Below are 23,432 nucleotides of genomic sequence, written 5' to 3'. Positions count from 1 at the left end.
CGAAACAAGATAAATAAGGATTTCTTCATATTTAATCTTTTCATCATGAAAATCGCAGTAGTTGGTACCGGCTATGTCGGCCTTGTAACAGGCACGTGCTTCGCCGAAGTGGGTATTGATGTCACTTGTATCGACATCGATCAAAAGAAAATTGACAACCTGAAGCAAGGCATCCTGCCTATCTACGAGCCCGGTCTGGAAGAAATCGTGACCCGCAACGTAGAGGCCGACCGCTTGCATTTCTCCACCAACCTAGGTGAGGCCATTCAGGATTGCGACGTGGCTTTCATTGCGGTAGGCACTCCTCCCGGCGAAGACGGCTCGGCCGACCTGAAATACGTGCTAGCCGTAGCGCGTAGCATCGGCGAGAACATGACCGACTATTGCGTGATTGTGACCAAGAGTACGGTGCCGGTTGGCACGGCCGCCAAGGTGCGCAAGGAAATCGAGCAAGCTTTGGAGCGCCGCGATGCTGACCTCGAATTCGATGTGGCTTCTAACCCGGAGTTCCTGAAAGAAGGCGCTGCCATCGACGACTTCCTCAAGCCCGACCGAATTGTGGTGGGTGTGGCCTCGGAGCGCGCCGAAGAAGTGATGAGCAAGCTCTACAAGCCCTTCCTGCTCAATGGGCACCCCATTATCTTCATGGACATTCCGTCGGCGGAAATGACCAAGTACGCCGCCAACTCGATGCTGGCGACGAAGATTTCGTTCATGAACGACATCGCCAACCTGTGCGAAATCATGGGTGCCGACGTGAACATGGTGCGGAAAGGTATCGGCTCTGATGCCCGGATTGGGCACCGCTTCATCTATCCTGGTATCGGTTACGGCGGTTCGTGCTTCCCCAAAGACGTGAAAGCGCTCATCAAAACGGCCGAGGAGAACGGCTATAAGATGCAGGTGCTCAAAGCGGTGGAAGAAGTAAACGAAGCGCAGAAGTCTGTACTGTTCGACAAAGTGAGCAAACACTTCGGCGGTGAGCTAAAAGGCAAGAAGATTGCCTTATGGGGTCTGTCGTTCAAGCCCAAAACGGATGACATGCGCGAAGCTCCTTCGCTGGTAATCATCGAGAAGCTGCTGGAAGCCGGCTGCATCGTGTCGGCCTACGATCCGGTGGCAATGCCTGAGGCCAAGCACACGCTGGGCGACAGCATCACCTACGCCAAAGACAAGTTTGATGCGCTGATTGACGCCGACGCGCTACTCGTCGTTACGGAGTGGCCCGAGTTCCGCTCGCCTAACTTCGGCGTAGTCGGCAAGCTTATGAAAGAAAAGACCATCTTCGACGGTCGTAACATCTACGATCCGAAAGAACTAGCCGAGGTCGGCTTTACATATCACTGCATCGGCATCAAAACTGCCCACAAAGAACCCGCGTCAGTATAGGGCTAATTGTTGATTATCAGCTAGGTGTAGCGGCAAACAGACGATTGTACCTAGCTGCTAACAACCAACAATCAGCAATTAACAATCAACTACATGTCTGATAAAAAGCGCATACTTATTACCGGCGGCGCCGGCTTCCTAGGGTCTCACCTGTGCGACCGGTTCTTGGCAGAAGGCTACCATGTTATTGCCATGGATAACCTCATCACCGGGAGCCTGACCAATATTGAGCATCTGTTTGGAAAAGAGGACTTTGAGTTCTATCACCACGATGTATCGAAGTTCGTGTTTGTGCCGGGCAAGCTGGATTACATCCTGCACTTCGCTTCGCCCGCCTCGCCCATCGACTACCTGAAAATTCCGATTCAGACGCTGAAAGTAGGCTCGCTCGGCACGCACAACCTCCTAGGTCTGGCGCGGGTGAAGAACGCCCGCATTCTGATTGCCAGCACGTCGGAAGTGTACGGCGACCCGGAAGTACACCCGCAGGTAGAAGAGTACTTCGGCAACGTGAACCCCGTAGGCCCACGCGGTTGCTACGACGAAGCCAAGCGCTTCCAGGAAGCCATTACGATGGCTTACCACACGCACCACGGCTTGGAAACGCGTATCATCCGCATCTTCAATACCTACGGCCCGCGCATGCGTCTCGACGACGGCCGCGTACTGCCAGCTTTCCTGTCGCAGGCCCTGCGCGGGGAGAACCTGACAGTGTTCGGTGACGGCTCGCAAACCCGCTCGTTCTGCTACGTCGACGACTTAGTGGAAGGCATCTACCGCCTGCTGCTCTCCGATTATCCGATGCCCGTGAACATCGGCAATCCGTCGGAAATCACGATCAAGGAGTTCGGTGAGGAAATTGCCAAGCTGGCCGGCGTTGAGTTCAAGCCCGTATACCAGCCCTTGCCGCAGAATGACCCCATGAAGCGCAAGCCCGACATCACGAAGGCCAAGGAAATTCTAGGTTGGGAGCCCAAAGTCGACCGCGCTGAAGGGCTGCGCCGGACGTTAGAGTTCTTCAAGGAGCATGTACCGGTAGCGTAACGCCACGCTACCTAGGTCCGAAAACCCCAGCTACTGACAAGTAGTTGGGGTTTTTTGATATTTTATATAAGTTTACCTGCTACTTCTTTGCCGTCCAGTGCCCACCTATATGCAGAATGACCACTCTTGGAAGAAGCCTTATCTGATTGAGTTCCCGAAGATTGGCAACCCACATGAGGGTTACATTTCCGTAGGAGAGGGCGGCGGACAGATTCCGTTTGAAATCAAGCGCAGCTTCTGGACGTATTTCACGCCGGAAAGCATTGTGCGCGGGCGCCACGCCCATTACCAAACCGAGCAGGTATTGATAGCGGTGACGGGCCGTATCGTGGTGATTACAGAGTTGCCGGATGGTGAAATTCTGACCTTCCCTTTGGAGCAGGCAAATGTCGGCGTGTACATTCCGCCGAACGTGTGGCACACCATGCAGTATTCGCACACGGCCGTGCAGCTGGTGCTGGCTTCCTGCCCCTACGATGCCAGTGATTACATCCGGGACTACTCACTCTTTCGGCAGACATGGGCGAAGTAGCAGCTGCGCTCGTCGCGGCCAGGGCCGAAAAGCTGTTTTTCTACTCGCCGTATGCTGGTGTGCGGGCCCTCGATCAAGCCAGGCAGCAGGAGCTATTCGGTACAGGTCGGGCGCTGCGGTTCACAGAATCGCCAGATCAACAGGTGTTTGAGGCGGTTACCTTAAGCGGAGTTGTGCAGTTTCTCTACACGTTTCTGGCTTGGGATACGGATTTCTTCGGCACAAACACTTACAAGCTATTTACGGTTTTGTACGACCTAGGTACGCCGCTGTCGGAGCTGGCGCAGGCAGCCGTCGCCTTCGAAAACCACCTGCATCAGCAAGGAAAATTCTACTGCTTCGCGGAACTGCCCACGGAAGACAACAAGCTAGCTCAGGCATTGACCAAGGCAGGTTGGCGGTTAGTAGAAAATCGGCTGACGTATTTTCACGATGCTATTAGCGACTTCCTGCATGAGCGCTATCCCGTGCGCGCTGCTCAGCCGACGGAGGCTGCTCTTGTTGGCGCCATTGCCGCTGCCGCTCGCAACGAGTACGACCGTTTCCACGCCGATGAGTGGTTTGGCAAGGAGCGGGCTGACGCTTTTCTGGCGCGCTATGCCTCTGCTGCCGTGCTCGGCTACTGCGACCAAGTGCTGGTGCCCGCCGAACCAGATAAGCCAGTAGACTCTTTCCTGGCCATCAGCGACCTGTCTGCCGATGCGGAAAAGCTAGGTTGCTGCTTGTCGCGGGTGGTACTAACGGCAGTGGGGCCTGCAAACCGCGGCTGGCATCTGAAGCTGGTCGCCGAAACCATCCAGCGTGCCCGCCAGCTCAACAAGCAGTACGTGCTGATGACCACGCAGGCTACCAACCGCGCCGTTTTCCGGACCAACGAAAAGCTAGGTTTCAAACTAAGCGGCAGCAGCCAGATTATTGCCTGCTCCAACTAACACTAACCGGGCACCTATGGCCATTCCTTTTCTTTCTTTCGGCCCCCAAAACCAGCAGATACGGGCGCAGGTGCTGGCCGCCATGACGCAGGTGTTCGATTCGGAGTGGTACGTGCTGGGCGAGTCCGTAAAACGGTTTGAGGCTGAATATGCGGTATTCAACCAGACCACGGCCTGCGTGGGCGTAGCCAATGGCTTGGATGCTTTGCACTTAGCGCTAAAAGCCCTCGGCATTCAGGCCGGCGACGAAGTGCTGGTTCCTTCCAATACCTACATTGCTACCTGGCTGGCCGTGTCGCTAGTAGGGGCAACGCCGGTGCCGGTAGAGCCGAACCTAGGTACCTACAACCTCGACCCGGCTCGCCTTGAAGCCGCTATTACGCCGCGCACCCGCGCCATCATGCCGGTGCATTTGTACGGGGAGGCCTGCGAGATGCCGGCGATTATGACCATTGCCGAAGCACATGGTCTGCACGTGGTGGAAGACAATGCGCAGGCGCAAGGCGCGTCCTTCGGCGGACAGCTGACGGGCAGCTTTGGCGCAATCAACGCAACCAGCTTTTATCCCGGCAAAAACCTAGGTGCCCTTGGCGACGCCGGCGCCATCACGACCAATGATGAAAAGTTGGCGCAGCAAATCCGTATCCTGCGGAACTACGGCTCCCAGCAGAAGTACTACAACGAAGTTCTCGGCTACAACTCGCGCCTCGACGAGCTGCAAGCCGCCATCCTCAGCGCCAAGCTGCCCATGCTCACCGAATGGACGCAGCAGCGGCAGGCACTGGCCGCTCAGTACCAGGAGGCGCTGGCCGGCTTATCGGGTTTGCAATTGCCGCAAGTAGCACCGAACGCTACGCACGTATACCATCTCTACGTAGTGCGCACCCCGCACCGCGACGCGCTGCAACGCTACCTCGCTGAGCGTGAAATAGGTACGCTCATTCATTATCCGGTGCCGCCGCATTTGCAGGTAGCTTACCAAAACCTAGGTTACAAAGCCGGTGATTTCCCCTTGGCTGAAGAAATAGCCGCCACCTGCCTGAGCCTGCCGCTGTGGCCTGGCATGAGCCCCGGGCAAGTGCAGACAGTCGCGGAGCACATCCGCGCTTTCTACACGGCTCACGCGTGAGCTGTCTTATCCTCGGCGCCTAACCAACGGCCGCGCTTATTCCAGCTAAAAAGCGGCTGATCGAGCCGTTCGGCTGCTTACCTTTAGCCCCCTATGCCCAAGCTCTCCATCGTCATTCCATGCTATTTCAACGAGGCAAATATTCCTATTACTGCCCGTGAGCTGATTGCCAATGAAGCGCTGTTCCCGCCCGAAGTCACCTTCGAATATGTACTGGTCGACGATGGCTCGCGCGATAATACCTTGCGCGAGTTGCTCACGTTTCGAGCCGCCTACCCCGACAAGGTACGCGTGGTAGAGCTGGCTGGCAATGTCGGCTCCTACAATGCCATTGTGGCGGGCATGGAACATGCCACCGGCGACTGTCTGGCCATCATCACCGCCGATATGCAGGACCCCCCGGAGCTGATGGTGCAGATGTACGAGTACTGGAAAAAAGGACTAAAGCTGATTATTGGCAACCGCCAGGATCGGGAAGAAACAGGCTTGCAGAAGTTCTTCGCCAATACGTTTCATGCCCTGATGAAGCGCATTGCCCTACCCAACATCCCCGACGGCGGCTTCGATTTCGTATTCTTCGACCGGCACGTAGCCGAAGAGATTTTGCGGCTGAAAGAGCGCAACAGCAATATCTTCTACCTGATGGTGTGGCTCGGCTACCCCTACGTGAACATCCCCTACGTGCGGCGCAAACGAAAGCTCGGTAAGTCGCGCTGGACGCTCCAGAAGAAGGTGAAGCTGCTGATCGACTCCATCATGGCTTTTTCCTTCTTTCCTATTCGGGCTATTTCCGTGCTGGGTATCCTGCTGGGTTTCGGAGCCTTGTTCTACGGCATCTACATCGCCGTGTTGAAAGAACTGGGCGACATTCAGGTGGAAGGCTGGACGGCCCTGATGGTGGTGATGCTGTTCGTGGCGGCCTTCCAGATGATTGCCCTCGGCATCATTGGCGAATACGTGTGGCGGGGCCTCGATGCCGCCCGCAAACGCCCGCTGTACGTCGTGCAGCAGGTGTATGAGCAGAGTAACCTAGGTGCCGATAGACAACTGCCGCAGAGCTGAGCCTTACTACAGCTGTCGTACGCTTCTGTAATTTTAGGCCTGATTATCAGCTGTATAGCCTTAATATACAGCTTTTTGCATTTCTATCTGGCCTGCTTATTGGGGAAGCGGGCCCGAGCTTGTGAAGCAAGCTGCTTTTGCCAGCGCCGGGGTAGATCTGGATTCTATGACAGCGCTTGGTTTTGTTTTGATTAACTTTGTGCCCCAAAATATCCCCTTATAGCTCGCCGTGGATTCTACTGATGTTTTGACCAAACCTGGGCGCCCAGCTCCCGCAACCGCAGAGCCGGAGGAGTGGACCGAAGTAATCCAGCCGAAAACTAGTCTGCTGGACCTAGGTCTCAAAGACGTGTGGCGCTACCGCGATTTGGTGATGCTGTTCGTGCGGCGCGACTTCGTCTCGACCTATAAGCAGACGGTGCTTGGTCCCATCTGGTTCTTCATCCAGCCGCTCCTGACGACGATTATCTACGTCATTATCTTCGGCAATGTAGCGAAGCTTTCAACGGACGGCCTACCCACAACGGTATTCTACCTGTCAGGCATCACGATCTGGAACTACTTCTCGCTGACGCTGATGAACACTTCCACCGTTCTGCGCGACAACGCAGGAATGTTTGGCAAGGTGTACTTCCCGCGCCTCACCATGCCGCTTTCTATTGTTATTTCCAATCTGGCTCGTTTTGGGGTTCAGTTTGCGCTCTTTATCATGGTGTGGCTGTACTATATCGTAAAAGGCAGCTCCATCCACCCGAACGCACTGATTATTCTGACTCCTGTGCTGGTCATCATCATGGGGGTGTTGTCGCTGGGGCTAGGTATGATCTTCAGTGCCATGACTACCAAGTACCGTGACCTGGCTATGCTGCTGGCTTTCGGTATGCAGCTCCTGATGTACGCTACCCCGGTCATCTATCCGCTGTCGAGCATTCCGGCCAAGTACAAGTGGCTCATTATGGCTAACCCAATGAGCTGCATCGTGGAAGCTTTTCGCTATGCCTTCCTGGGTACGGGTAGTTTTAGCTGGGGGTATCTGAGTTATAGCCTGGCCGTGACGATAGTCGTTATGCTCGCCGGTACGATTATCTTCAATAAAGTACAAAAGAGCTTCACTGATACAGTGTAGAAAGGGTGAGGGCATCTGACTCCTTTAAGTGAGGTGAAATCTAGACACTGAGCAGACGATTTTTTGATGAGCGACATTGCTATAAAAGTTGAAAACCTAGGTAAGCTATATCGCCTGGGAGAGATAGGTACGGGCACTTTAGGGCAGGATCTCAGCCGCTGGTGGGCTAGAACTCGCGGCAAAGAAGATCCATTCGCTACAATCGGCGAAACAAACGACCGGACTAAAAAGGGCGGTAGCAACTATGTTTGGTCACTGAAGGACGTAAACTTTGAGGTAAAGCAGGGCGAGGTGCTCGGTATCATTGGTCGTAATGGCGCCGGTAAGTCTACGCTGCTCAAGATCCTTTCGAAGGTGACGGGCCCATCCAGGGGTAGCATCAAGATAAATGGTCGTATTGCCTCGCTGCTGGAAGTCGGCACCGGATTTCATCCGGAGCTGACAGGCCGGGAAAACGTTTTCCTGAATGGTGCCATCCTAGGCATGAACAAGGCTGAAATCCAGAGCAAATTCGATGAAATCGTCGACTTCTCCGGGGTGGAACGCTACATTGACACTCCGGTAAAGCGCTACAGTAGTGGCATGTATGTGCGCCTGGCCTTTGCCGTAGCCGCATTTCTGGAGCCGGAAATCCTGATTGTCGACGAAGTGCTGGCGGTCGGCGACGCCGAGTTTCAGAAGAAGTGCCTGGGTCGCATGAAAGATGTAAGCCGCAATGATGGGCGGACCATCCTGTTTGTGAGCCATAGCATGCCTGCGCTTAAGAATATCTGTACAACCGGCATTCTGATGGAAACCGGGAAAGTCTCCTTTTCCGGAAGCGCGGATGAAGTCATAGATTATTATATCACCAATTTTCTGAGCTTCAACACCGATACCAGAATTAAGATAACGGATAAAAATAGGGAGTATGATCTGCTGAGGCAGATAGAGTATGATTCTATCGAATTCGTAAATCCTGTTGAAAAGAACATGTATTCAACAGAAGACGATATTGCTATTCTGATAACGCTTAAGAGTAAAATTGATCGGGAGGATTTTCGGATAGCCTTTTCCATCTTTAAGATGGATGAGAGTGCAGTTGGTACCTTCTTCTCCCAGGAAACCTTGTCAATAAGAAAAGGAGAGACCAAGGACTTTGTTATCACACTAAAGGATCATCAGCTGGCAAAAGGCCAGTATTATCTTGATTTTTCTGTAGGAATCGGTAATGAGCTAATAGGGGCAACAGAATACGATGTTGTTACTAAAACCTTGTTCTTCGAAATAGCTTACAAAGACACTTCCAAGACGCAGATGATGGTTTTGTGGCATTCCGGATGGGGCGCTGTGAATTTTCATAACGTTGACATAAAAGCTATCTAACTGATGAAAGTAGTAATTCTGGCTGGCGGCTTAGGTACTCGCCTTTCTGAGGAAACCGTACTCAAGCCCAAGCCTATGGTGGAGATTGGTGATATGCCTATTCTGTGGCATATCATGAAGATTTATTCCTCTCATGGTTTCAATGATTTCGTTATCTGCCTGGGGTATAAAGGCTACGTCATCAAGGAGTATTTTGCCAACTACTTTCTGCACAAATCTGACGTCACAATTTCCTTGAAGGAAAATGCGGTGAAAGTGCATGACAGCTACGCCGAACCCTGGAATATCACGTTGGTTGACACTGGGTTCGAAACAATGACTGGTGGTCGCATTAAGCGCGTGAAACAACACATCGGCGACGAAACGTTCTTCCTGACCTATGGTGATGGTGTAGCCGATGTGAATATCCGGGAGTCGCTGGAATACCACCAGCAGAGCGGAAAGCTATGCACCGTAACGGCCGTGCAGCCCAGCGGCCGCTTCGGAGCGCTCAACTTTGGCGAGCAGAATGAAGTAGTATCGTTCACGGAGAAGCCAAAAGGCGACGGTGCCTGGATAAACGGCGGATTTTTCGTGTGTGAGCCCCAGGTAATTGATTACATCCAGGGCGACACGACAATCTGGGAGCGTGAACCCCTCGAGCAGATTGCTGAGGCCGGTCAGATGCAGGCGTACAAGCATCATGGCTTCTGGAAACCGATGGATACGCTGCGGGATAAAGTGGAGCTAGGTAATGACTGGCAGAGTGGCCTGGCTAAGTGGAAGACTTGGTAAGTATGCTAGAACTTACGTCTGTCTATAAAGGCAAAAAGGTTTTCCTGACCGGGCACACGGGCTTCAAAGGGTCATGGCTTTTGCAGTGGCTGCACCTGTTAGGCGCTGAAGTAAAGGGGTATGCCCTAGCTCCCGAAACCGGCGAAGACCTGTATCAGCTTATTAAAGGTGATTCGCTCTGCCATTCTGTTATTGCGGACTTGCGCGATAGCGCCGCCCTGGAAGCCGCCGTTCTAAGCTTTCAGCCCGACTTTATTTTTCATCTGGCGGCTCAGCCGCTGGTTCGGCTTTCCTACGACATCCCGGCCGAAACCTTCGCCGTGAATGCCATCGGCACTGCCTATGTGCTGGATGCGGTGCGTAAGCTGGAAAAGCCCTGCACGGTTGTTCTGATTACAACCGATAAGGTGTACGAGAACAAGGAATGGGTTTATCCTTACCGGGAAACTGACCGCCTCGGGGGCTACGATCCGTACAGTGCCAGCAAGGCATGCGCAGAAATTGTTATCAACTCTTATACCCAGTCTTTCTTCAACCCTGCTGCTTTCGAGCGCCATCAGAAAGGCATTGCCAGCGCCCGCGCCGGTAATGTTATTGGGGGCGGTGACTGGGCCAAGGATCGGATTGTTCCCGATATCGTGCGGGCGTTGCGTAGCAGCCAAACCGTGACGGTGCGCAATCCGCAGGCCGTGCGACCGTGGCAGCACGTGCTGGAGCCGCTGAGTGGCTATCTGTTGCTCGGGGCAAAGCTAGCCCTGGATCCACTGCGCTATGGCGGCAGTTGGAACTTTGGCCCTTATGCTGAGGACACGAAGGTGGTTGAAGAACTAGTGCAGACTGCTATTGAGTTGTGGGGAACCGGCACGTACGAAAAACCGGTGCTAGCAAATCAGCCGCACGAAGCAGGATTGTTAAAGCTAGATATCAGCAAGGCGACCAGCGTACTCGGATGGCAGCCGCGTTACAACGCTAAAGCAGCTATTGCGGCTACTCTGGCTTGGTATAAAGCGTATGCAGAGCAGCCCGCAACAGTTAAAGAGTTCACTATTCAGCAAATCACAGACTACGCTTCTCATGAAAGTTAAGCCGACTGCATTGGAGGGCGTGATGGTGCTTGACAATTTTGTTAGTCAGGACAAGCGAGGAACATTCGTAAAAACGTTTCATGCGCAGTCCTTTCAGGCAAATGCGTTGGCAAGTGAGTTTAAGGAAAGCTACTACTCCGAGTCGTATAAGAATGTGATTCGGGGTATGCACTTTCAATTGCCACCGCACGAGCATGACAAGCTCGTTTACGTGACGCAGGGTGATATCCTGGATGTGATAGTTGATTTACGGCAAACATCGGGTACTTACTTGCAGCACGTTGCCATTCCGCTGAGCGCTAATCAGCAGTCAGTTTATATTCCGCGTGGCTGTGCGCACGGCTTCCTGACGTTAAGTGACACAGCTACGGTTGTTTATAATGTCACAAGCGTGTACGAGCCGAGCGCTGACGCAGGAATCAAATGGGATAGTATTGGGTTTGACTGGCCAGTTACTGAGCCTATCATTTCGGATAGGGATAATGCTTTCGTAAGTATGCGGGATTTTCCGAGCGCTTTTTAATTCCTATGAACGTTTTAATTGTAGGCGCTTCTGGTTTGGTAGGAGGAAATTGCCAGCAGTATTTACGGCAGTTTGAGCACTATACTGTACAAGGAACTCACTTATCCTTCAGTACTGAAGATAGTGTTTATTTCAATCCCTGTGACTTGATGGATGAGCGCAATACTGCGCTGGAGTCATTTAGTCCAGATGTAATTGTTCATTGTGGTGCACTTACTTTTGTGGACTACTGCGAGGACCATATTGCAGAGAGTTATCAGAAGACGGTTACCTCAACAGCTAACCTGCTGACTCTGGCCCGCCAACATAATGCAAAGTTTGTTTACATCTCTACCGACTACGTTTTTGACGGTAAAAGTGGTCCTTATTCAGAAGAACAAACTGTAAACCCAATTTGTGTTTACGGAGCACACAAACTAGAGGCTGAAAACCTAGTTATTGCCAGCGAGTTACCTTACTTAATCCTACGTATCACAAATGTGTATGGGGACGAGGCGCGTGGTAAAAACTTTGTTGCTCGCTTGCTCAAGCAGATTGAATCTGGGGAAGAAATAAAGCTTACTCTTCCGTACGATCAATATGCTACGCCCATAAATGCCCTAGATGTAGCTAAAGCATTAGCTCTGTTGTTGGAAAACGGAAAGCAGGGCATTTATCACTTGGGAAGCACTGATTATGTAAATCGCTTTCAACTGGCTGATCGGGTACTCCATAAATTCAAATACAAGCAGGTCCAGCTGAGTTTAACTACTACGGCTGCTTTAGCTCAGTTAGCACCCCGACCACTAAACGGTGGTTTGTTAGCTCATAAATTTTTGAGTGAATTTCCGGGTTTCCGCTTCTCTAATATTGACGATTATCTAAGCACCAAAACTCATGCTTAAGCATATAACTGAAGAAAATGGTCTTCTGGCGTCGTTGACGCAGGTGGCTACGCAAAATGTAACAAAGTCTATTCAGCCCGGAGTAGATTATATTCCAGTTACCGGCAAAGTGTTGGATGCGGAAGATATTCTGTACGGCGTGGATGCAACCCTAGACGGTTGGTTGACTACTGGTCGCTTTGGTCCGAAATTCGAGCAAAAGCTAGCTAAGTGGTTCGGCTGTAAATCATCTATTCTGGTGAACTCAGGCTCCTCTGCTAACCTGGTTGCCTTCTATACACTGACCTCTCCAAAGCTAGGAGACCGGGCTATAAAGCCCGGCGATGAGGTGATTACAGTAGCAGCAGGTTTTCCCACTACTGTGAATCCAATGATTCAGTTTGGCTGTGTGCCGGTATTTGTGGACGTAGATATTCCCACTTACAATATCAAGCCGGAGCTAATTGAACAAGCCGTGTCGCCCAAGACGAAGGCGATTATGATCGCCCATACCCTAGGTAATCCGTTCAATCTAGCGGAAGTGATGCGTGTGGCACAGAAGTATAACCTGTGGGTTATTGAAGATGATTGTGACTCACTAGGAGCTACTTTCAACGGTAAGAAAACGGGTACTTTTGGCGACTTAGCTACTCTATCCTTCTATCCAGCTCACCACATCACAATGGGCGAAGGTGGTGCGGTGTTGATCAACAACATCAAGTTGAAGATGATAGCTGAGAGCTTCCGCGACTGGGGCCGGGATTGTTACTGTGAGCCAGGTAAGGATAACACTTGCAACAAGCGCTTCTGCTGGCAGCTAGGTCAGTTGCCTTATGGCTACGACCATAAGTACACCTACTCGCATATTGGCTTCAACCTGAAGGTGACCGATATGCAGGCTGCTATCGGCCTGAGCCAGCTCAATAAAGCGGACTACTTCGTGCAGCGTCGTCGTGAAAACCACGCTATGCTGTACCAAAAGATGAAGCAGTTTGAAGAGCATTTCATTCTGCCCGAAGCTACTCCTGGTGCTGATCCTAGCTGGTTTGGCTTCCTGCTGACCATCCGGGACAACAGTACCATCGACCGAGCCGACTTAGTACAGCACTTGGAAGAGCATAAGATAGGTACACGTCTGTTGTTCGCGGGTAACCTGCTGCGCCAGCCTGCTTATCAGAATATTGACCATCGGGTAGTTGGTGATTTAACCAACACAGATACCATCATGAATCGCTCGTTCTGGTTAGGTGTGTGGCCCGGATTAGAAGAGCAGCATTATGATTATATGGTAGAAGTTATCCGGGATTACCTAAAAAATCTAAGCTGATTTCAGAATTTGAATTTCGAGTGAGATGTATACTGACAAAGTAACAATATGTATACCCGTTTATGAGCGGTATGATTATTTTGAAGAAGCAATTAGTTCAGCTATGAACCAAACTGTTTCTTGTAAAATAATTGTCAATGATAATAATTCATCTCACTCCAAATTCAAGGATTTTTGTTCTGAGAACAATATAGAGTATCATAAAAATGACGTTAATGTAGGGGTATTTCCTAATTGGAATAAATGCATGCAGCGTGCCAAAACGCCATATGTTGTTATATTAGGCGATGATGACGTGCTGTATGCAAACTACATTGAAAAATTTTTAGAAGCTGAAGAAAGGTATTCAGGTCTAGATTTTTACTACACTAATATTGATTGGTTAGTGGATGATGTGAAAAAAGATTGGGGCTTTCCTGCAATCTATGGTTTGTTTGATAGATCATTAGATATTCAAGAGCTAGGTGCGAAGGAATGGATAGGTATTCCAAGCATCAGTGGTACTTTCAGGCGTGATGTTATGCTTGAAAAGCCTTTTGCTGAATCATTCTATGGAAGTAATGATTGGCTATGGCTTTATAGTAACGTGCATACACTAAAAGTGTACGGTAATAAGGAAAAGCTATATGTTTATCGTAGACACGGTAAGCAAGATAGCCAAGCCAATGAGTTTATTACTTATTATTGGTGCTATCCAGCCATTTATTATATAATACATGAAGTTCTAAACGGTAAATCGCAGTATGCTGGCGAGGCTTTAAATAAATCTGTTTCCTTCGCTTTAAGCTCGATTTATATGTTTAAGTTCAAGTTTGTTGATTATTATCATTCGCAGAATGATAATAATCTATATAAGTATTATTATAAAGAGAAGCTATCTAAAAAGTCAAGGTTGTTGTATGCTATAACGCTACCTAGACTAGTGGCAAACCAGATTCTTAAACTCTACTTTGCATTTAAGAAGTAATATCAATTGCAAAGCATGCAAGGTGTTTCAGTAGTAATTTGTTGCTATAACAGCGCGCTTAGGTTGCCGGAAACACTCAGGCATCTTTCAAAGCAAATTGTTTCTAGTAGTATTCGTTGGGAGGTTTTAATAGTAAACAATAACTCGACAGATAGTACAGCAAGTGTCGCACAGGCTGAATGGAAAAGCTATAAGCTAGCTATACCATTACGGATAGTCGATGAGACGAAGCCAGGGTTGTCAGCAGCGCGTGAAAAAGGAATCGGTGAGGCTTTGTACGACTACTTGCTATTCTGTGATGATGATAACTGGCTAGCGGAAGACTATGTCAATAATGTATATGGTCTTTTAGCGGGCAACGCTACTTTAGCTGCAGTAGGAGGTAATAATACAGGTGCCTATGAAGTTACACCACCTGCCTGGATGAATTTTTTTGGTAATTCCTACGCTATTGGCAAGCAGGGTAATGGCGAGTTTGAGATACTTGAGGGCACAAGGTATTTGGTTGGGGCAGGAATGGCTTTCAAAAGAGAAGCGTATCAAGCCATAAAACAAAAAGGATTCGGATTTTATCTGACGGACCGGATTGGGAATAAAGTAGTAGGAGGAGGAGATGTTGAACTATGCTTCATCTTCAAGCTTGCTGGCTATTCAATAGCCTACTCTGCAAACCTGAATTTGCAGCATTATATGCCCGCTGGAAGGATAACCGAAGCCTACCTGGTGAAGATGTGGCACCAGTATTCTTACTCATGGCTGGTCTTTGAAGCATATAAGCTACTATTAACGGGTAGTAAGATTGCTGTTGATGAAGCTTATTGGAAAAAAGTAGCCAGGCAAAGGCTGCTTGAGAAAGCACCCTTTCTACTTAGGTATATAAAGTCTAAGGTGAAAGGCGACCTTATATTCTACTTGCCTTATGAAGTAGAGCTGATGTACAACGTCTATTTACTCCGAAATACTGATAAGTTGATGGAGCTAATCAATGAACTAAGAAGTAAAGTAGGGTATGAATAAGGTGTGTGTGGTCATCCCGGTACACAAGCCTGTTCCCTCTGCTTATGAACTTATTTCTTTGCAGCAATGCTTTCGCATATTAGGCACACGCCCTATCAAGATTGTAGCTCCCAGTGGCTTGGATCTGGCTAATTATAAGGCTGCTGTAGCAGATTTAGATGTAATTTATATAGACCCAAAGTGGCAAAGCTCTTTGCTGGGTTATAATAAATTGAAATTGAGTAAATATTTTTATAATTTATTTTCTGGCTACGAGTTTTTATTAACTTATGAGCTGGATGCCTTTATTTTTAACGATAGCCTTGATTATTGGTGCGCGAAGGGCTACGATTATATAGGTGCTCCGTGGTTTGAAGGGTTCGATTTTCCAACCCCTGATGCTAAGATCATAGGAGTTGGTAACTCTGGTTTCTCACTGCGAAAAATCAGTTCCGCAAAGCGAATGCTGAGCAGTATATACTATGAGGAATCAAATGCTCCTCTGTATGGCAGGCGGGCTTTATTAAAGGCTAAGCTAGATAGGGCTATTAACTGGTTGAAAAGTAAAACAGGAGAGAATCCTACAGTTCAGAGCAGTGGTTTATATGAAGATATATTCTTCAGCAAGGTTGCGCCTGAATTCTCTAAAAAATTCATAGTGGCACCCGTCGAAGATGCAATAAAGTTTAGCTTCGAAGTGCAGCCTGAAGTATTGTTTAAGGTAAACAGCAATGTGCTACCGATGGGCTGCCATGCCTGGTGGAAATACAACCTTGATTTCTGGCGTCCATTTATTAAAAATTTTGGCTATAAGCTTTAATTTATATCTAAATGTAAGTATAGATATAGTTTATTTATAGCGTCTTTTATTTTTGACCTAGCTTATATTTGTAAGTAAAGTAGCAACTCTTTTTACCCAAGATGCCCTCAACTCCCAAAATTTCAGTCATTACTCCTTCCTTCAACCAAGGACAATTTATAGAAGAAACTATATTGTCGGTGTTAGGGCAGAATTACCCTAATCTGGAGTACATTATAGTTGACGGTGGCAGCACGGATGAGACGGTTAAGATCATCCGGAAATATGAGGACAAGCTCAGCTATTGGGTAAGCGAAAAAGATAACGGCCAAAGTCATGCTATCAACAAGGGTTTTGCGCGTGCTACGGGAGATATTATCTGCTGGCTGAATAGTGATGATATGTACATGCCCAATGTACTTTCCTATGTAGCGCAGCAGTTAAATCCGGAAGAGAATAGCCTGCTGTTCGGCAACTGCCTGCACTTCAAAAAAGACCATGCGGGGGTTATGGCTTATGGCAGCGATGTAGTAGGCGAGTCGAAGATGTACCCGTTAGAGAGCCGGGATTATATCATTCAGCCATCTACTTTCTGGACGAAAAAAGCGTGGGATACTGTTGGGAGTTTACGGGAGGATGTTCACTATGCGTTTGACTGGGAGTGGTTCTTACGAGCTCAAAAGCTAGGTGTCCAGTTTAAAAGCGACCAGACTCCTTTATCTATATACCGGATCCACGAGAGTCATAAAACAGGTACGGGAGGTGGTAAAAGACAGCAGGAAATACTTAAAATATACAGAGAGTATTCACCTAAATATGCTGCGCTTTATGAGGCAATTTTGAAGGAGGATATAGATACTGCCAAGTTAAAGCCCCGCGCCGTTAAGTCGTTGCTGGGTGCGCTGAACATGAGCACCCGGCCTGTGGATGTAATTAAAATAATGAACTATACTAAATACAAACAGTATACGACCAATGAAATTAGCTCAGCTCTGGCTATGATGTAATAGAGCAGCTTCAAAATGAGCAGTAAGATTTCATTAATTACGGTCAACTATAACAACAAATCGGGGCTGGAAAAAACAGTCAGCTCCGTTCTGGGGCAGACAACCCTAGGTAGCTTCGAATACATCGTTATCGACGGTGGCTCGACGGACGGCGGAGTAGAGCTACTGCGCCGGAATACCGATAAAATTTCTTACTGGGTAAGTGAGAAGGACGCTGGTATTTACAATGCCATGAACAAAGGCATCCGGCAGGCTACCGGGGACTACCTGCTGTTCCTGAATAGTGGCGACCATCTCCTGGCAGCTGATACTATTGAGCACATTCTGGGGCATATTCAGGCTGCGCCGGAGGTGGATATTTTCTACGGCGACGCGTTTATCGGGAGTTCAACGGATGTGATGGGAGGGCTGCTAAAGCATCCCCCCATTCTGGATCTAAAATATTTCAAAACTGAAACGCTTAATCACCAGGCTTCTCTGATAAAGGCAGCGCTGTTTCAACAGTATGGCTTATATCCGGAGCACTACCGGCTGGCTGCGGATTACTGGCTGTTCTTGCGGTGCTTTCTCGACGGCAAGGTGTTTCAGCATATCGACAGGCTGCTGGTCGACTATGATTTTACCGGCCTGAGTGCGGCCGATGGCTATAAGAAGTACAAAGACGAGCAGTTTGCCATCTGGGATCAGCTGGTGCCAGGCTACGTGCGCGACATCATAAGTGAGAACGAAGCACTTAGCGCAGAAAATCGCCGCTACCGGCAGATCCTTGACTATAAGATTGTGGATGTGGCCGTGCGCCTGAATGCTAAGTACCAGGGCTTAAAAGGCGGAAGCTAGGTTGCTGGTCGTGGGGCAAGCTAGGGACTCCTCACTTACAACGGTGTGTTATCTTTGTGGAGGATAGAGAAGTCATCAACGAGCTTGCCAAGGTTGGCTCTGCTTTAGCAAAGTCTTCAGTTGAGTAAAGTAGCTTTCAAATTGGTAGAGATAATGGCGTCACTTCCGGCGGGGGTTTCATTTCTGGTTTGTACCTACAACAGTGCTTCGCGCATTGGCGAAACCCTGGCCTGCCTGGCCCGGCAAGAAGGAGTGGGTGCAGTGGCCTGGGAAGTGATACTGGTAGATAATGCCTGCACGGATGGAACAGCGCAAATTGCCCGTACCAACTGGGACGACCTAGGTGCGCCGGTGCCGCTGCGGATCTTTCAGGAGCCCCGACCCGGTAAGAATTACGCGGTGGAGCTGGCGTTCAATCAAGTGCAGTACCGCTACGCCTGCATTGTAGACGATGACAATCGACTGGCCCCCGACTACCTGCGCACGGGCTACGAACTGTTGCAAACCAACCCACAGATCGGTTTGCTGGGCGGCCAGAATACCGGAACCTTCGACGTGCCGCCGCCGACTTGGTTTTCGGCCTTTCAGGTATTTTATGCAATTGGTGAGCAGCGCAGCCACCAGGATGGCTCTGTGTTACCTACTGGCAATATCGGGACGAACGTTTTGTGGGGTGCGGGCATGTTTGTGCGTACAGAGTTATGGCGTGCTCTGCGCGAGCTAAAGTTTCAGAGTTTATTCTCCGGCCGCCAAGGAACCAAGAACCTGACAGCGGGCGAAGACGATGAACTGTGCTACGTCGCGCAGATGCTAGGGTATGAGGTGTGGTACTGGCCGCTGCTGCGCCTGCAACATCACATGGCGGCGGGCCGCCTGACGGAAGAGTACCGCAACCGGCTTTTCTACGGTACTGTGTGGTCGCAGGCCCGCTTGAAAGTATACCGCGACGTGCTCAGTAGTCCTGCCGGAAAGAAGCCAGGCTCGGCCACCAACCTGCTAAAAGATATTTTATACATGAGCCGCACCGTCGCTCAGCGAGTGCTGTCGGTGGATTACGCGCGGGCACTACTGCATGACGACACGCTGCAGGTGATGGGCCGCCATCATCAGCTGCTGACCCTCTACGACTTTATGCGTAACTTTCGGCAGATTCAGCGCTACTACATGCTTGTAGAAGCATTCAAACAACGTGCATCGCAGTACCACGCTAAGCTGACTGTCTGAGGTAAAAAGTAGTTGACTAGAACTATAGGAAGCCAAGTACAGCTTTTAGGTCTGATAATGGCTTCGTAAAGCTATCGGGAGTTCTCGCCGAAGCGTACGCTCCCGGATTAACTTATTCGCTTCATGATGAATACTCGTTCTGCTGGTGTTTCCGTTCTGATCTGCACCTACAATGGCGCAGGCAGGATTACGGAAACGCTGGCTCACCTGGCTCGCCAGAAAGTGGTACCGGCCCTGCGCTGGGAAATTATTCTGGTTGACAACGCTTCCACTGATCAGGTGCTGGAGACGGCAACTTCTTTCTGGCGTACCACCGCCGAGCCAGCGCCACTGCGCACCTACGCTCAACCTAGACCGGGCAAAACGTACGCCTTGGAGCTAGCTTATGAGAAAGCCAGCTACAGCTACATGTGCATCGTGGACGATGACAACTGGCTGGCGCCTGACTACGTGCAGAATGGTTTTGACCTGCTGCAAAGCCATCCGGAAGTTGGTTTGTTGGGTGGCAGAACGACCGGTGCCTTCGAGGTGGAGCCGCCCGCGTGGTTTAAGCAATACCAACATTACTATGCCGTCGGTGCTCCTATCCTCTACGAAGATGGTGTGCCGCGCCCGATAAGTGATGGTCCGGTAGTGAACTTTGAGCTATGGGGAGCCGGCTTGTTCGTGCGGCGGGCTATCTGGGAAGCCATGACCGTGCTAGGATTCGAGAGCCTGCTTTCCGGGCGTAAGGGGAAAGATCTGGTAGCAGGTGAGGATCATGAGCTGTGCTATGTAGCGCGCCTGCTAGGCTATACCCTGTGGTATTCATCGTCATTGTCGCTGGTGCATTATATGACGAAGGGACGACTTACGGCGGCGTACCGCGACCAGCTACTGCGTGCCGGTGCCATTGGAAGCTTGCAGCTATTGCCTTATAAGTATGCCATGTTGAATAAGCCGGCTGAGCCTAATATTACATTGGATGTATTAAAGGATTTCTCCTACATCGAATGGTTTACTATTAAAAATATATTCTCGGCGGATTATTTAGGTTTCTTATTGGGTAAGGAAAAAACGTCATTTATAACGAATAATGTTCATGTAAAATATTTCTTCAAATTCTTTTTCAATATCAAATCAATAAAACAGAATTATCAAAAGGTAGTAGCATTCAAGCGCCGAGTTGCTGCTTTTCAGGCAAGTCAGAAGTTGGTGGCAGATCGGGAGAAAGTAAGTAATACCTAGGGGCGTTCAACAATGATACATGCTCGTCCGGCCGGTGTGTCGGTCCTCATTTGTACTTATAATGGTGCACAGCGTCTTACTCCGACGCTGGAGCACCTAGCTCGGCAGCAGGTAGCAGCCGGAACAGCCTGGGAAGTAATTCTAGTTGATAATGGCTCGACTGATAACTCACTAGCATTAGGCATGGCGTGCTGGAATCATAATGGCTCGCCTGTGCCATTACGTACTTTCCTGCAACCCGTCCCGGGCAAAAACAATGCGCTAGAGCTAGCTTATCAAGAAGCCGCCTACGAATACATGTGTATCGTAGATGATGATAACTGGCTCGAAGATAATTACTTGCAAAGCGGGTTTGACTTGCTGAGCAGGCAAGATACTATTGGGGTGTTGGGCGGAAGTAACAAAGGGGCTTTTGAAGTACCTCCACCTGCCTGGTTCGCCAGAGTGAGCCGGATCTATGCAGTGGGTGAACCGCTTGTGTTTACCGGTACACCTCCGCAACAGCTAACGACGCTTGGAAAGATTACTCAGGGAACACCCTGGGGTGCTGGTCTTTTTATTCGACATGCTGCATGGCGGCTGCTGAAAGAGGCAAATTTTGAAAGTCTATTTACTGGCAGAATAGGAGAGAAGCAGCTTTCCGCCGGAGAAGATGACGAGTTGTGTTATGCTGTGCGACTTATAGGATATGAGCTGTGGTATGAGCCCGCTTTGCGCCTGACTCACTTTATGACAAAAGGCAGGCTCACCACAGATTATGTGCCTCGAATAATTCATTCTTTCAGCCAAACTTATTCGCGTTTGTCTGCCTATAGACGCTTGGTATATACTCCCGACATAGATTACTCAAAGAATATGTCATGGGTTAAGGACTTTGCTTATATAACCTTGCGCACCTTCAGTATTAAAAACTTGGTGAAATATATAAAGCTAAGAATGAAGGGTGATATAGAATATTTGTTAGAGGGGCAGCAGTTCTATACGTGGTTTAACTTTATTGTAGATTATAGAGAGACACGTTCAAATTATTTGAAAGTAAAATCTATGCAGGAGCGCGCACGTCTGCTTTCCAAAACATCTTTGAGCAATAAGGTCGCGGATCTTTAGCCCATTCTGCTAATTCCTGATGTCTGTTTCAATTTCTCCTGCTGGTGTTACGCTGCTCGTCTGCACGCACAATGGCGAAAGCCGACTACCGGCTACGCTGCGCTATATTGCTGCGCAACAGGTACCAGCGCATGTGGCGTGGGAGGTGCTGATTATCAGCAATGCATCATCTGATAAAACGCTGGAGGTAGCTGCTCGCCTTTGCCAGGAGCTGCAACTATCTGTTGCGTGCCGGGTGCTGGATGAGCCGGTAGCTGGCAAGGAGAATGCCCTGATCCGGGGCTTCGAAGCAGCTAACTACGAATTTATAGCGGTAGTAGACGACGACAACTGGCTGGCTTCTGATTATGTGGCTGTAGCCCACAAGATTATGTGCGCCCACCCTGAAATTGGTATTCTGGGTGCGCACGCTCAAGGCGCTTACGAGGTTACGCCGCCCGCGTGGTTCGAGGCATTTCGGGCGGTATATGCCATTGGTCCTCAAAACGATGGAGTCAGTGGGCCACTACCGGATAATGCCGGATACGTGTACGGAGCTGGGTCCGTCGTGCGACAGTCGGGGTGGCGCAGGTTACGCGCGCACGGCTTTGCGTTTACTACGTCTGCCAAGCGAGGCAAGACGCTTTCGGGCGGGGAAGACCTAGAGCTAGGTGACGCGCTTCGCCTAGCCGGTTACAAGCTGTGGTACGAGGATCGACTGCGTTTTCAGCACTTCATGTTCAAGGAGCGCCTGACGTGGCAATACCTCATGCGCATGGCCCGCAGTACGGCTTCGTCGCAGATAACCAGCGTGGTGTATTATTTTATTTTTCGGCAGCCGCTGCTCACGGAATCGCGCTTCCGCTTCTTATACGCCAAACGCTTGCTATGGCTCAGTACTCAAATTGCCCGGCAACCTAGGGTACTGGTCGATACGTTGTTGCGTGCAGACGAGGAAACGCTTACGCACAACTTCGAAATGCTGCGCTTGCTCTACAACTTCAAAACCTCAGTATTGCAGCGTAAGCGAGCCGTGGAGGTATTCCGGCAGATTCAGGCACTAAAAGCTAGCTTTGCCGAAGACAGGGGTTGAGAATCAGCAGATCATGCAGCGGGTAAACGGTTTACTACAGCGCTACTATACTTGGCTATAATGAAGCTCAGAGGAGAAGAATTTACGAACGTAGTCGCGAATTTTGACGAAGACTTCTGGAATGGTACTGTTTGCTGTGAAACAGAGTACTTCGAGAAAGTGCTATTCTATTTAAAGGATAACCTAGGTAAATCATTTGTGGACTACCTGTTTGTTCTATATGCTGATTCATGGATCGATAAAAATAATATGTATGATTTTATCGCAGCTAAGAAAGAAGCAAGGAAGATAGTTGTTCTGTATTTCTCAGATGAGAACTCAACTATTCCGCATGCGTTGATGAAATCTGGAGTGTATGCTGTGTTTAAAAACTACATGCCCACCGAATTGCCATATCCTAATTTATTTCATCTCCCGTTGGGGTACTTAAAAACAACTCAGCAGCATCCAATTACTGAAATAAACCAGCGCAAAATAAACGTCTTCTTCTCAGGAGCCTTGCACGGAACCCGATTGAAATTCTTCAAAAACTTTACCCTCATTAAGTTTCTGCCTATGCGGTATTGGCTTTCGGTGTTTCATCACTTCAAGAAGCTGGTTCCACATACCTACGATTCATTCTATCCTAGCTCTTATATTCGATTCAATAAATATGGGTTTAGATCAGGTATGACGCCTGCGCTATATTCAGAGATATTATATAATACTAAGATAGCTCTGTGCCCCAGAGGAATACTAAGCGCAGAAACGTTCAGGCATTTCGAAGCTATGCGGGCAGGCTGCATTATTATATCGGAGCAGCTGCCGCATACTTTCTTCTATCAGGATTCCCCCATGATATTTATTGATGACTGGAAGCAGTCTGACGTAATTATTAAAGAATTGCTTAGTAATCCCTCAAAGCTGGCTGATATTCATCAAAGAATGTTGAGATGGTGGAAAAATGTATGTTCGGAGCAAGCAATAGCTAACTACATCATTGCCAAATTGCGGCACCTGGCTACAGAAAAATCAGATGTAATTCATCAGGAATAGATAATTAATT

23 protein-coding genes are annotated in these 23,432 nt (G+C 49.3%); all 23 read left to right on the top strand.

Features of this window, described 5'->3' with window-relative positions:
* The first annotated feature begins 45 nt into the window (after positions 1-45).
* The 23 genes from IEX74_RS17790 (at position 46) to IEX74_RS17680 (ending at position 23,422) form a co-directional block, all read left to right on the top strand.
* A complete protein-coding gene (locus tag IEX74_RS17790) occupies positions 46-1,389 on the top strand; it encodes a UDP-glucose dehydrogenase family protein (protein ID WP_188815356.1) in 1,344 nt (447 codons plus the stop codon).
* A gap of 93 nt (positions 1,390-1,482) precedes the next feature.
* Positions 1,483-2,433: a UDP-glucuronic acid decarboxylase family protein gene (locus IEX74_RS17785; protein WP_188815355.1), complete on the top strand. Its 951-nt coding sequence runs from the start codon at positions 1,483-1,485 to the stop codon at positions 2,431-2,433.
* A 109-nt stretch (positions 2,434-2,542) separates the two neighbouring features.
* Entirely contained in the window at positions 2,543-2,965 is a 423-nt protein-coding gene (locus IEX74_RS17780; RefSeq protein ID WP_188815354.1) for a sugar 3,4-ketoisomerase, read from the top strand.
* Positions 2,953-3,897 (top strand): hypothetical protein, encoded by a 945-nt coding sequence (locus IEX74_RS17775; protein ID WP_188815353.1) that lies wholly within the window; start codon positions 2,953-2,955, stop codon positions 3,895-3,897. Before IEX74_RS17780 ends, IEX74_RS17775 begins: the two co-directional genes overlap by 13 nt.
* Positions 3,898-3,913: 16 nt before the next feature.
* Entirely contained in the window at positions 3,914-5,026 is a 1,113-nt protein-coding gene (locus IEX74_RS17770) for a DegT/DnrJ/EryC1/StrS family aminotransferase (RefSeq protein ID WP_188815352.1), read from the top strand.
* A 93-nt stretch (positions 5,027-5,119) separates the two neighbouring features.
* Positions 5,120-6,088, top strand: coding sequence for a glycosyltransferase family 2 protein (locus IEX74_RS17765; RefSeq protein WP_188815351.1), 969 nt, complete (start codon positions 5,120-5,122; stop codon positions 6,086-6,088).
* A 229-nt stretch (positions 6,089-6,317) separates the two neighbouring features.
* Positions 6,318-7,214: an ABC transporter permease gene (locus tag IEX74_RS17760; RefSeq protein ID WP_229755355.1), complete on the top strand. Its 897-nt coding sequence runs from the start codon at positions 6,318-6,320 to the stop codon at positions 7,212-7,214.
* Between the two features lie 66 nt (positions 7,215-7,280).
* Complete coding sequence (locus IEX74_RS17755; RefSeq protein WP_188815350.1) at positions 7,281-8,579, top strand: ABC transporter ATP-binding protein; 1,299 nt, start codon at positions 7,281-7,283, stop codon at positions 8,577-8,579.
* Positions 8,580-8,582: 3 nt separating this feature from the next.
* Positions 8,583-9,353 (top strand): glucose-1-phosphate cytidylyltransferase, encoded by a 771-nt coding sequence (rfbF, locus tag IEX74_RS17750; protein ID WP_188815349.1) that lies wholly within the window; start codon positions 8,583-8,585, stop codon positions 9,351-9,353.
* 2 nt (positions 9,354-9,355) lie between these two features.
* Complete coding sequence (gene rfbG, locus IEX74_RS17745) at positions 9,356-10,438, top strand: CDP-glucose 4,6-dehydratase (protein ID WP_188815348.1); 1,083 nt, start codon at positions 9,356-9,358, stop codon at positions 10,436-10,438.
* Entirely contained in the window at positions 10,428-10,961 is a 534-nt protein-coding gene (rfbC, locus tag IEX74_RS17740; protein WP_188815347.1) for a dTDP-4-dehydrorhamnose 3,5-epimerase, read from the top strand. Before rfbG ends, rfbC begins: the two co-directional genes overlap by 11 nt.
* A 5-nt stretch (positions 10,962-10,966) precedes the next feature.
* Complete coding sequence (locus IEX74_RS17735; protein WP_188815346.1) at positions 10,967-11,845, top strand: SDR family oxidoreductase; 879 nt, start codon at positions 10,967-10,969, stop codon at positions 11,843-11,845.
* On the top strand, positions 11,838-13,151 hold the full coding sequence (gene rfbH, locus IEX74_RS17730; protein ID WP_188815345.1) for a lipopolysaccharide biosynthesis protein RfbH: 1,314 nt from the start codon (positions 11,838-11,840) through the stop codon (positions 13,149-13,151). Before IEX74_RS17735 ends, rfbH begins: the two co-directional genes overlap by 8 nt.
* Positions 13,152-13,176: 25 nt before the next feature.
* Positions 13,177-14,118: a glycosyltransferase family 2 protein gene (locus IEX74_RS17725; protein WP_188815344.1), complete on the top strand. Its 942-nt coding sequence runs from the start codon at positions 13,177-13,179 to the stop codon at positions 14,116-14,118.
* 15 nt (positions 14,119-14,133) lie between these two features.
* A complete protein-coding gene (locus IEX74_RS17720; protein ID WP_229755354.1) occupies positions 14,134-15,135 on the top strand; it encodes a glycosyltransferase in 1,002 nt (333 codons plus the stop codon).
* The gene (locus IEX74_RS17715; protein WP_188815342.1) at positions 15,128-15,934 is read left to right on the top strand and encodes a DUF5672 family protein; all 807 of its coding nucleotides are present in this window, start codon (positions 15,128-15,130) and stop codon (positions 15,932-15,934) included. Before IEX74_RS17720 ends, IEX74_RS17715 begins: the two co-directional genes overlap by 8 nt.
* Positions 15,935-16,035: 101 nt before the next feature.
* Complete coding sequence (locus IEX74_RS17710) at positions 16,036-16,920, top strand: glycosyltransferase family 2 protein (RefSeq protein WP_188815341.1); 885 nt, start codon at positions 16,036-16,038, stop codon at positions 16,918-16,920.
* 15 nt (positions 16,921-16,935) lie between these two features.
* Positions 16,936-17,757 (top strand): glycosyltransferase family 2 protein, encoded by an 822-nt coding sequence (locus IEX74_RS17705; protein WP_188815340.1) that lies wholly within the window; start codon positions 16,936-16,938, stop codon positions 17,755-17,757.
* A 153-nt stretch (positions 17,758-17,910) separates the two neighbouring features.
* Entirely contained in the window at positions 17,911-18,981 is a 1,071-nt protein-coding gene (locus tag IEX74_RS17700; protein ID WP_188815339.1) for a glycosyltransferase, read from the top strand.
* A gap of 123 nt (positions 18,982-19,104) precedes the next feature.
* Positions 19,105-20,208, top strand: coding sequence for a glycosyltransferase (locus IEX74_RS17695; protein ID WP_188815338.1), 1,104 nt, complete (start codon positions 19,105-19,107; stop codon positions 20,206-20,208).
* A gap of 12 nt (positions 20,209-20,220) precedes the next feature.
* Positions 20,221-21,315, top strand: a complete 1,095-nt coding sequence (locus tag IEX74_RS17690; RefSeq protein WP_188815337.1) for a glycosyltransferase — start codon at positions 20,221-20,223, stop codon at positions 21,313-21,315.
* 19 nt (positions 21,316-21,334) lie between these two features.
* Complete coding sequence (locus IEX74_RS17685) at positions 21,335-22,387, top strand: glycosyltransferase (RefSeq protein WP_188815336.1); 1,053 nt, start codon at positions 21,335-21,337, stop codon at positions 22,385-22,387.
* A 60-nt stretch (positions 22,388-22,447) separates the two neighbouring features.
* Positions 22,448-23,422: a glycosyltransferase family 47 protein gene (locus IEX74_RS17680; RefSeq protein WP_229755353.1), complete on the top strand. Its 975-nt coding sequence runs from the start codon at positions 22,448-22,450 to the stop codon at positions 23,420-23,422.
* The last annotated feature ends 10 nt before the right edge of the window (positions 23,423-23,432 follow it).

Origin of the sequence: Hymenobacter cavernae, from assembly GCF_014641455.1 — a bacterium.
Lineage (GTDB): Bacteria > Bacteroidota > Bacteroidia > Cytophagales > Hymenobacteraceae > Hymenobacter > Hymenobacter cavernae.
Note: the sequence above shows the minus strand (reverse complement) of the source record. Positions and strands in the feature narration are given on the sequence as shown.

What these genes read in the sequence shown, in the direction of transcription:
- IEX74_RS17790 (WP_188815356.1), top strand. Translation starts at nt 46, where the DNA reads ATGAAAATCGCAGTAGTTGGTACCGGCTATGTCGGCCTTGTAACAGGC.
- IEX74_RS17785 (WP_188815355.1), top strand. Translation starts at nt 1,483, where the DNA reads ATGTCTGATAAAAAGCGCATACTTATTACCGGCGGCGCCGGCTTCCTA.
- IEX74_RS17780 (WP_188815354.1), top strand. Translation starts at nt 2,543, where the DNA reads ATGCAGAATGACCACTCTTGGAAGAAGCCTTATCTGATTGAGTTCCCG.
- IEX74_RS17775 (WP_188815353.1), top strand. Translation starts at nt 2,953, where the DNA reads ATGGGCGAAGTAGCAGCTGCGCTCGTCGCGGCCAGGGCCGAAAAGCTG.
- IEX74_RS17770 (WP_188815352.1), top strand. Translation starts at nt 3,914, where the DNA reads ATGGCCATTCCTTTTCTTTCTTTCGGCCCCCAAAACCAGCAGATACGG.
- IEX74_RS17765 (WP_188815351.1), top strand. Translation starts at nt 5,120, where the DNA reads ATGCCCAAGCTCTCCATCGTCATTCCATGCTATTTCAACGAGGCAAAT.
- IEX74_RS17755 (WP_188815350.1), top strand. Translation starts at nt 7,281, where the DNA reads ATGAGCGACATTGCTATAAAAGTTGAAAACCTAGGTAAGCTATATCGC.
- rfbF (WP_188815349.1), top strand. Translation starts at nt 8,583, where the DNA reads ATGAAAGTAGTAATTCTGGCTGGCGGCTTAGGTACTCGCCTTTCTGAG.
- rfbG (WP_188815348.1), top strand. Translation starts at nt 9,356, where the DNA reads ATGCTAGAACTTACGTCTGTCTATAAAGGCAAAAAGGTTTTCCTGACC.
- rfbC (WP_188815347.1), top strand. Translation starts at nt 10,428, where the DNA reads ATGAAAGTTAAGCCGACTGCATTGGAGGGCGTGATGGTGCTTGACAAT.
- IEX74_RS17735 (WP_188815346.1), top strand. Translation starts at nt 10,967, where the DNA reads ATGAACGTTTTAATTGTAGGCGCTTCTGGTTTGGTAGGAGGAAATTGC.
- rfbH (WP_188815345.1), top strand. Translation starts at nt 11,838, where the DNA reads ATGCTTAAGCATATAACTGAAGAAAATGGTCTTCTGGCGTCGTTGACG.
- IEX74_RS17725 (WP_188815344.1), top strand. Translation starts at nt 13,177, where the DNA reads ATGTATACTGACAAAGTAACAATATGTATACCCGTTTATGAGCGGTAT.
- IEX74_RS17720 (WP_229755354.1), top strand. Translation starts at nt 14,134, where the DNA reads ATGCAAGGTGTTTCAGTAGTAATTTGTTGCTATAACAGCGCGCTTAGG.
- IEX74_RS17715 (WP_188815342.1), top strand. Translation starts at nt 15,128, where the DNA reads ATGAATAAGGTGTGTGTGGTCATCCCGGTACACAAGCCTGTTCCCTCT.
- IEX74_RS17710 (WP_188815341.1), top strand. Translation starts at nt 16,036, where the DNA reads ATGCCCTCAACTCCCAAAATTTCAGTCATTACTCCTTCCTTCAACCAA.
- IEX74_RS17705 (WP_188815340.1), top strand. Translation starts at nt 16,936, where the DNA reads ATGAGCAGTAAGATTTCATTAATTACGGTCAACTATAACAACAAATCG.
- IEX74_RS17700 (WP_188815339.1), top strand. Translation starts at nt 17,911, where the DNA reads ATGGCGTCACTTCCGGCGGGGGTTTCATTTCTGGTTTGTACCTACAAC.
- IEX74_RS17695 (WP_188815338.1), top strand. Translation starts at nt 19,105, where the DNA reads ATGATGAATACTCGTTCTGCTGGTGTTTCCGTTCTGATCTGCACCTAC.
- IEX74_RS17690 (WP_188815337.1), top strand. Translation starts at nt 20,221, where the DNA reads ATGATACATGCTCGTCCGGCCGGTGTGTCGGTCCTCATTTGTACTTAT.
- IEX74_RS17685 (WP_188815336.1), top strand. Translation starts at nt 21,335, where the DNA reads ATGTCTGTTTCAATTTCTCCTGCTGGTGTTACGCTGCTCGTCTGCACG.
- IEX74_RS17680 (WP_229755353.1), top strand. Translation starts at nt 22,448, where the DNA reads ATGAAGCTCAGAGGAGAAGAATTTACGAACGTAGTCGCGAATTTTGAC.